The following is an 8,340-nucleotide window of genomic DNA, read 5'->3' on the forward strand; positions in this document are numbered from 1 at the left end:
GAGTAGGTCACCGCCGGAACATCATTAAACGGTCGAGAGCCCCAACCACAACGGTCGGGGCTCTCCCGCATTTAACACCTGTTTCGATCCGCGGCGGGGCCCTCTTCCGGACCCCGCAGATCCCGGGCATCCCGGCTACGCAACGCCGCCGGAAGCGAGCCGCCGGAAACGAGGGGGCGTCGGGCCGCAGGTAGAGTTGATGACCATGGACAACCTCTTCAGCCACGCAGCCTCTGACGCTCCCGAGACACCGGAGCCGGCAGCGGCAGGCGGACTGGACCCCGTCGTCTGTACCGTCATCGTTCCGGGTGCGGTCGCCCGCGCCTTTGTCGGTTTCACCGAACACACCCACCTTTGGTGGCCGCTCGAGGAGCACAGCGTCTTCGGGGCCAGCTCCTACGTTGAGTTCGAAGAGCATCTGATCCTGGAGAGCGCGGACGACGGCCGGACGGCCATCTGGGGGTCCATTGACGACTGGCAGCCCCCGTTGTCCTTCCACGCCAGCTGGCACCCCGGATCGTCGGCCGTGTGGTCTACGGAGCTTCGCGTCGCGTTCCGTGCCGTCGAGGGCGGCACGGAACTGCGCCTCGTCCACAGCGGATGGGAAGGCGCCGAGGATCCTGCGGCGACACGGGCGGAATACGCCGCGGGTTGGCCGGTGGTGCTGGACCGCTTCGTGCGCTTTATGGGGACCGCTGGCTGAGCCTGCACGAGCCTGCACGGCTGCAGGGCCGTGTGGCGGCGCAGCGGTCGCAGGGAAAACATCAGCGCTCAGCGCAGCGGCACTGCGTCCACGGGAGGGACGGCGGTGCTGGAACGGATCACGAAGCGTGTCGGGAACTCGGTGTCGGCCGCGCCGGGGTCCCCGACTCCGTCGAGTCCGGCCAACAGGCGGCGGACCGCCACCGCACCCTGGCCGCGGGCGTCCTGGTCGATCGTGGTGAGCCCAAAGACCTCTCCCAGTTCGTGGCCGTCAATGCCGATCACGGACAGGTCGTAAGGCACCCGGAGTCCGAAATCGCGGGCGGCGAGAATCGTGCCGATCGCCATCTCGTCGGACGCCGCGAAGACGGCCGTCGGGCGTTCCACGGAGCCGCCCAGCAATTGCCGGGCGCTGGCGTAGGCGCCTTGAATGGTGAAGTCAGCGGAGACCTGCCATTCCGGGCGGACCGCCAGTCCGGCGTCCTTCATGGCTTTTTTGAATCCGCCCTGGCGGGTTCCCGGCAGCCGGAAATCCTTCTCGTAGGCGGCGTCACCGGTCATATGGGCGATTTTGCTGTGGCCGAGCTGGATCAGGTGGCGGGCCGCGGCCTGCGCGATCCCCGAATCGTCGATGCGGATGGTCGAAGCCCCGGGCAGCGGGCCGCCGATCCCGACGATCGGCCGGTGGATCGCGAGCAGCTGCTGGATTTCGGCCTCGCTGAGCTCCAGCGAGACCGCAATTACCGCATCCACACGCTTGCGCAGCAGAAAGTCGTTCAGGACGCTGTGACGGCGTTCCTGTCCCTCGCTGACGTTGTAAAGCGTGAGGTCGTACCCCGCGTCCAGCAAGGTCGCCGAGACCCCTTCCACCACCGAGGAGAAGAACCAGCGGTGCACGGACGGAACCACGACGCCGACGTTGTGGTTCCGTCCGGAGGCCAGGCTGGAGGCATGGTAGGACAGGACGAACCCGAGTTCGGCCGCGGCCGCCTGCGCACGTTCCCGGCTGCGGGTTGAGACATTGCCCTTGCCGCTCAAGGCCCGCGAAACGGTGGCTATGGAGAGGCCAGCGCGCTCAGCGACGTCCTTGATGCCGGGCATTCTTAGCTCTCCGCGTCCTCGATGTAGATTTCCAGCCAAACAGTTTCCCCTGAGCCTAACCGATGCCCGGAGCCGCCCGGTTCAGATGACTCGAGCCATTCTCCCGCGGAGTCCTGGGAGCTGCGCAGCAGCACCCGGCCGGCCGGCAGGTCGACTGCGTCCTGCCCGGCATTGAGCAGCACCAGGGTGGTCCCGTTCAGGTACGCCAGGCAGCTGTCCGTGCACCATTCCTCAGCCCAGGCGAGCGAACCCTGGCCGAGGCCGAGTTCGCGGCGGGCCACGAGCATGCGCCGGTAGAGGTTGAGGTGCGACGACGGCGAGGCGGCCTGGGCATCACGGGCCAGTCCCACAAAGCTTGCCGGCTGCGGAAGCCAGGGGGCGGCGCCGTCGCCAAATCCTGCATGAAGTTCCGCGGCGCGCCACGGCAGCGGCACACGGCAGCCGTCACGGCCCAGCCGTTCGCCGCCGGTGCGGGCGAAGGTGGGATCCTGGCGCTGCTGGTCCGGGATGTCGATCCCGTCGGGAAGGCCGAGTTCTTCACCCTGGTAGAGGTAGGCGCCGCCGGGCAGGCCAAGCATGAACATGGAAGCGGCTGCGGCCCGGGAGCGGCCCAGTGCCTCGTTGGGCTGGGGATCGAAGCTGCCGATCCCGTCGCCGTCGCGCGGTGCGGGGCCGTCGTATCCGAACCGGGTCGCGTGCCGGACCACATCGTGGTTGGAGAGCACCCAGGTGGTGGGGGCTCCGACGGAGTCCAGTGCAGCCAGGGATTCGGTGATGACGCCGCGCATGCGGTGGACGTCCAGGCCCGTGTGCAGGTACGGGAAGTTGAAGGCCTGGTGCATTTCGTCCGGCCGGACCCAGTCGGCCAGTCGGGGGAGCGGATCCACGTTCGCTTCCGCGCAGAGGATGCGGTCCGGGCCGAACTCGGCCAGGATCCGCCGCCACTTGCGGTAGATGTCGTGCAGGGCCGGCTGGCCGAACATCGGGGCGTCATGGCCGGGGTAGCCGTCGCAGCTGTTGCCGTCGGCGCGGCCGCCCCACTCCGGCAGGCCCGGGGCCTTGACGAGGGCGTGGGCGACGTCCACCCGGAAGCCGGAGACGCCGCGCTCCAGCCAGAAACGCAGGACCCGCTCGAATTCCTCGTGCACGGCGTCGTTGTCCCAGTTGAAGTCCGGCTGGGAGGTGTCGAAGAGGTGCAGGTACCACTGGCCCGGTGTGCCGTCGGGTTCCGCGATCCGGGTCCAGGCCGGGCCGCCGAAGTGGGACTGCCAGTTGTTCGGCGGCTCCTCGCCGAACTGTCCGCGGCCGTCGCGGAAGATGAACATGTCCCGTTCCGGGCTGCCGGCGGGCGCGGCCAGGGCTGCCCGGAAGGCGACGTGCTGGTCCGAGCAGTGGTTGGGGACGAGGTCCACGATCATCCGCAGGCCCAGCCGCGTGGCCTCGGCCATCATGGCGTCGAAGTCCGCCAGCGTGCCAAAGAGGGGATCGACGTCGCAGTAATCGCTGACGTCGTAGCCGGCGTCGCGCTGCGGTGAGCGGTAGAACGGCGAGAGCCAGACGGCGTCGATGTCCAGTTCGGCCAGCTTTGGCAGTTCCGCGGTGATCCCGGCGAGGTCGCCAACGCCGTCGCCGTTCAGGTCCCGGAACGAGCGCGGGTACACCTGGTAGATCACGGCCGAGCGCCACCAGCCGGGGAGGTGGTCTGCGGCGTGGACCGGCGTCAAGGGGCTGGTCAGGGGCCCGGCCAGTTCGGCGGGGGCGATGAGTGCTGAGTCAACGGACATGCCGGTAATCGTAAGGCTGAACCCTCGGAATTGAAAACGCTTCCACACATAGATTCGGTGCGCCGTTTTTGCCAGCGTCTGGATAATCCCCGCCGCCGTGCCCTCTCAGGGCACTGAAGTGCGGCTCCATCCTGAGGCGGCGGGTTGGCGGGGCTGATTCGACCACCGGTGTTACTCGCCAGTAGTGTGACTTTCCAAAGTCATAGTCACCGTGTACTTTGGAAGCGCTTGCAGTTGTGAGCCACATCACCGATGATGCCACCCGGCCCTGGACTCCCCACCAGGAGCTTTCCGCCAGGGCCTTCAGCGTGGATGCAGGACATTATGAAAGGGACACCAATGAAGGTGCAGAACACCCTCACCACCGGGACCAGCCGCCGGGTTTTCACGGCCGGTGCAATCTCCGTAGTTGCCGCGCTGGCTTTGAGCGCCTGCGGCGGCGCCGCCGCCACGGCACCGGCAACCGCCACGGCCACGGCCACGGCCAAGCCCGACCTCAAGTCGGCCGGGGCCAGCACCATCACCATGTGGGTTGATGCCGAGCGCTCACCCGCGCTGAAGGACATCACCGCCAAGTTCCAGGCTGACACCGGCATCGAAGTGAAGCTCGTGGTCAAGGACTTCGCCGCCGTCCGCGACGACTTCATCACCCAGGTCCCCACGGGCAAAGGCCCGGACCTGATCGTCGGCCCGCACGACTGGGTAGGCAAGTTCGTCCAGAACGGCGTCATTGCCCCGGTTGAACTCGGCGACAAGAAGTCCGGCTTCCAGGACTCCGCCGTGAAGGCCATGACCTTCAACGGTTCCGTCTACGGCGTCCCGTACGCGATTGAGAACATCGCGCTGCTGCGCAACACCGACCTGGTGCCCGCAGCGGCCAAGACCTTTGACGAAGTCATCACGAACGGCAAGAAGGCTGTCGCCGACGGCAAGGCCCAGTTCCCGTTCCTGGTCGGCATGGATCCCAAGCAGGGCGACCCCTACCACCTGTACCCGCTGCAGGCCTCCATGGGCTCGCAGGTCTTCGGCCTTGCTGCCGACGGCGGCTACGATCCCAAGCAGCTCCTGATCGGCGACGCCGCCGGTGTTGAGTTCGCCAAGAAGCTGGCAGCCTGGGGCGATGCCGGCGAAAAGATCATCAACTCCAACATCACCGGTGACATTGCCAAGGAGAAGTTCCTGGCCGGGGAGTCCCCGTACTTCCTGACGGGACCGTGGAACGTGCCGGACGTGCAGAAGAAGGGCATCAAGTTCGCTGTGGACGCCCTGCCGGCCGCAGGTGACAAGCCGGCCCAGCCGTTCATCGGCGTCAACGGCTTCTTCATCAGCGCCAAGAGCGCCAACGCGCTGGCCACCAACGAGTTCGTGACCAACTACCTCACCTCCGAGGACGCCCAGGACTCGATGTACAAGGCCGGAGGCCGCCCGCCGGCACTGAAGGCATCCTTCGAGAAGGCCGCCAGCGATCCCATCGTGGCAGCCTTCGGCAAGATCGGCGCCACCGGCGTCCCGATGCCGGCAATCCCGGAAATGAGCGCCGTCTGGGCAGACTGGGGAGCCACCGAGCTTGCCCTGATCAAGGGCCAGGGCGACCCGGCCGCCGACTGGGCCAAGATGGCCGCCAGCATCAAGGCAAAAATCGCGGGTTAGTCCCCGCACCGGTTCCGGACGTTCCCGGACGGACACGAACCGGTAAGCCCGGTCCGGGCGGCAGCGATGCCGCCCGGACCGTTCCTGCACCACCACGAGCTTCCCCAAGGACTGTAGACAGCCATGACAGATACCGAACTCCGCCAGGCCGCCGGCGCGGCCTCAGCAACGGACCCCGACGGCTCCGGCCCCGCCGGACGGCCAGGCGGCCCGGGCGCGGGGCGCCGCCGCTTCGGCGCGGACACCACCAAGGGCACCGTTGCCAAGATCGTGCTGCTGGGCCTCGTGGACGCACTGGCCGTCTACGTCCTGATGATGCTTTTCCTCAGCGAGTCGTGGGGTGCGCTGGCAGTCTCCTCCGCCGTCGTGCTGGTGATCAACTGGATCTACCTGCGCAAGGGCGGCCTTCCCGCGAAGTACCTCGCCCCCGGCGTGCTGTTCCTGCTGGTCTTCCAGGTCTTCGTGGTCCTGTTCAGCGGCTACATCGCCTTCACCAACTACGGCGACGGCCACAACAGCACCAAGGATGATGCGATCGCCGCCATCCAGCTCACCGCGCAGAAACGCGTCCCCGATTCACCCGCCTACAAGGCTGCCGTCCTTGCCAAGGACAACTCCTTCTACCTGCTGTTCACCGATCCGCAGGGCAAGGTCTCGATCGGCACCACGCAGGCGCCCCTGGAGGAAGTCTCCGGTGCCGGCAAGGACTCCACCGGCAAAGCCAACGCCGTGGACGGTTACCGGACGCTGACCTTCCAGGAGATCGTCGCGAACCAGCAGAGCATCCTGGCCATCACGGTCCCGGTTTCCGCGGACCCGGCGGACGGGACGCTGCGCACCGCAGACGGCAGCAACGCCTACCAGTTCAAGCCCGCCCTGACCTACGACGCCGCGGCAGACACCTTCACCGACACCGACACCGGCGTGCTCTACCGGGACAACGGGAAGGGCGCCTTCGCGGCAGACAACGGCGAGACCCTCACCACCGGGTGGAAAATCGAGGTCGGCATGGACAATTTCGTCCGAGCCTTCACCGATCCCAGCCTGCGCGGTCCGCTGCTGGGTGTCATCCTCTGGACCTTCACCTTCGCCATCGCCTCCGTTGCGCTGACCTTCGCCATGGGCCTGTTCCTGGCCATCACGTTCAACCGGGAGGACCTGCGCGGCAAGAAGGTGTACCGGATCCTGATGATCCTGCCCTACGCCTTCCCGGCATTCCTGTCCGGACTGGTCTGGTCCGGCATCCTCAACCCGCAGTTCGGCTGGCTCAACCAGACCCTGCTGGGCGGCGCCACCATCGGCTGGCTCACGGACCCGCTCCTGGCCAAGATCAGCGTGCTGGTGGTCAACCTGTGGCTTGGGTTCCCGTACATGTTCCTGGTCTGCACCGGCGCACTGCAGTCGCTGCCGACGGAGCTCGACGAAGCCGCCCGAATGGACGGTGCAGGCCCGTGGCGGGTCTTCCGTTCCATCAAACTTCCCCTGCTGCTGGTCTCGATAGCGCCGCTTCTGATCTCCTCCTTCGCCTTCAACTTCAACAACTTCAACGTGATCTTCATGCTCACCGGCGGTGGCCCGCGCTTCGCCGACACAGACCGGGACATCGGGGCGACGGACATCCTGATCACCCTGGTCTACAAGGTGGCGTTCGGGCAGGGTACCGGGCGTGACTACGGCCTCGCCAGCGCCCTGGCCATCATCATCTTCATCATCGTGGCCACGGTTTCGGCCATCAGCTTCAAGCAGACCAAGGCACTCGAGGACGTGAACTCATGAACGGGTCAGCAGCAAGTACCGTCAGCACAGCGGCTCCGGCCGGCGCCGGGGATACAACAACAGGAAGCACCACCGACGTCGAACAGCTCAAGGCGCTGCAGCGCCGGCGCCCCTTCGGCGTCTGGTTCAGGGACAAGGGCTGGCGGCACCTCGTCGGCATCGCGGTGACCATCTTCGCGATCTTCCCGCTGCTCTACGTGCTCTCCGCGGCGTTCAACTCCACCGGCACGCTGGTGGGCTCCAACGCGCTGTTCAGCCGGATCGACTTCGGAAACTTCAGCGAACTGTTCAACAACCCCGCCCGACCCTACGCGCGCTGGTTCGTGAACACCATGGTGGTGGGCGTCGTGACGTCGGCGGCGACGGTCTTCCTCGGCGCCATGGCGGCGTACGCGTTCTCCCGGATGCGGTTCAAGGGCCGCCGGATCGGCCTGCTGAGCCTGCTGCTGCTGCAGATGTTCCCGCAGCTGCTCGCCGTCGTCGCCATCTTCCTGCTGCTCAGCGGCATCTCCGAGGTCATTCCGGCGCTCGGCCTCGGCAGCCAGCTGGGCCTTATCATGGTGTATCTCGGCGGCGCCCTGGGCGTGAACACTTACCTGATGTACGGCTTCTTCAACACCGTCCCGCAGTCCCTCGACGAGGCAGCCAAGATCGACGGCGCCAGCCACTCGCAGATCTTCTTCGGCATCATCATGCGCCTGGTTACCCCGATCCTGGCCGTCGTGGGGCTGCTGTCCTTCATCGGCATCTCCGGCGAATTCGTGATCGCCAGCGTCGTGCTCACGGATCCGGACAGCCAGACCCTCGCCGTCGGTCTTTACTCCTTCGTGGCCCAGCAGCGGTCCGAGAACTGGGGCGTCTTTGCCGCGGGGGCGGTGCTGGCAGCCGTGCCGGTGATGGCACTGTTCCTGTTCCTGCAGCGCTACATCGTCAGCGGCCTCACCCAGGGCTCGGTGAAGGGCTAGGCATGAGCGTTCCGGGCGTGACGGCACTTGGCTCAGCCGGGATCGGCTTCGCGGGGCCGCTGCCGCACCACGACGGCTCGGGCCTGCACGCCCCGCAGCACCCCGCGCTCGGGGACGAGGCCATGCTGCGGGTCCGGGTGCCGGCCGGCTGGGGACATGCCACCCGGGTCTGGCTCCGCTCGATCCACGACGGCGAGCCCCGTTACCAGCCTGGCACGTGCCTCGGGGATGCCGACGGCTGGGTCTGGTGGGAGGCGCCCATGCCGGTCACCAATCCGGTGGCCCGGTACCGCTTCCTGCTGGAAGTCCCGGATGTGCCGGCCGAGCCCGACGGGGGTGGGCAAGGCGTCGGTGGACCCGGC

At 67.1% G+C, this 8,340-nt stretch carries 6 protein-coding genes and 1 pseudogene; 5 read left to right on the forward strand and 2 right to left on the reverse strand.

Features of this window, described 5'->3' with window-relative positions:
- Positions 1-205: 205 nt before the first annotated feature.
- A complete protein-coding gene (locus BJQ90_RS10895; protein ID WP_226760307.1) occupies positions 206-703 on the forward strand; it encodes an SRPBCC domain-containing protein in 498 nt (165 codons plus the stop codon).
- Positions 704-771: 68 nt separating this feature from the next.
- On the opposite strand, the gene BJQ90_RS10900 is transcribed toward BJQ90_RS10895, so the two are convergent.
- The gene (locus tag BJQ90_RS10900) at positions 772-1,803 is read right to left on the reverse strand and encodes a LacI family DNA-binding transcriptional regulator (protein ID WP_226760302.1); all 1,032 of its coding nucleotides are present in this window, start codon (positions 1,801-1,803) and stop codon (positions 772-774) included.
- Between the two features lie 2 nt (positions 1,804-1,805).
- Complete coding sequence (locus BJQ90_RS10905) at positions 1,806-3,587, reverse strand: glycoside hydrolase family 13 protein (protein WP_226760303.1); 1,782 nt, start codon at positions 3,585-3,587, stop codon at positions 1,806-1,808.
- A gap of 339 nt (positions 3,588-3,926) precedes the next feature.
- Here BJQ90_RS10905 and BJQ90_RS10910 point away from each other — a divergent pair, with 339 nt between their 5' ends.
- From BJQ90_RS10910 to BJQ90_RS10925, 4 genes and pseudogenes are all read left to right on the forward strand, one after another.
- On the forward strand, positions 3,927-5,237 hold the full coding sequence (locus tag BJQ90_RS10910; protein WP_226760304.1) for a maltose ABC transporter substrate-binding protein: 1,311 nt from the start codon (positions 3,927-3,929) through the stop codon (positions 5,235-5,237).
- Between the two features lie 123 nt (positions 5,238-5,360).
- The gene (locus BJQ90_RS10915) at positions 5,361-7,013 is read left to right on the forward strand and encodes an ABC transporter permease subunit (RefSeq protein ID WP_226760305.1); all 1,653 of its coding nucleotides are present in this window, start codon (positions 5,361-5,363) and stop codon (positions 7,011-7,013) included.
- A complete protein-coding gene (locus tag BJQ90_RS10920) occupies positions 7,010-7,978 on the forward strand; it encodes a sugar ABC transporter permease (RefSeq protein WP_226760306.1) in 969 nt (322 codons plus the stop codon). The genes BJQ90_RS10915 and BJQ90_RS10920 overlap by 4 nt, the downstream gene beginning before the upstream one ends.
- A gap of 2 nt (positions 7,979-7,980) precedes the next feature.
- Positions 7,981-8,340 (forward strand): annotated as a pseudogene (locus tag BJQ90_RS10925) (hypothetical protein); the annotation flags it as partial.

Origin of the sequence: Arthrobacter sp. SO3, assembly GCF_020532825.1 — a bacterium.
Classification (GTDB): domain Bacteria; phylum Actinomycetota; class Actinomycetes; order Actinomycetales; family Micrococcaceae; genus Arthrobacter.

Bases quoted from the DNA above. Each gene is read 5' to 3' on its own strand.
- BJQ90_RS10905 (WP_226760303.1), bottom strand. From the start codon at position 3,587: ATGTCCGTTGACTCAGCACTCATCGCCCCCGCCGAACTGGCCGGGCCC.
- BJQ90_RS10910 (WP_226760304.1), top strand. From the start codon at position 3,927: ATGAAGGTGCAGAACACCCTCACCACCGGGACCAGCCGCCGGGTTTTC.
- BJQ90_RS10900 (WP_226760302.1), bottom strand. From the start codon at position 1,803: ATGCCCGGCATCAAGGACGTCGCTGAGCGCGCTGGCCTCTCCATAGCC.
- BJQ90_RS10920 (WP_226760306.1), top strand. From the start codon at position 7,010: ATGAACGGGTCAGCAGCAAGTACCGTCAGCACAGCGGCTCCGGCCGGC.
- BJQ90_RS10895 (WP_226760307.1), top strand. From the start codon at position 206: ATGGACAACCTCTTCAGCCACGCAGCCTCTGACGCTCCCGAGACACCG.
- BJQ90_RS10915 (WP_226760305.1), top strand. From the start codon at position 5,361: ATGACAGATACCGAACTCCGCCAGGCCGCCGGCGCGGCCTCAGCAACG.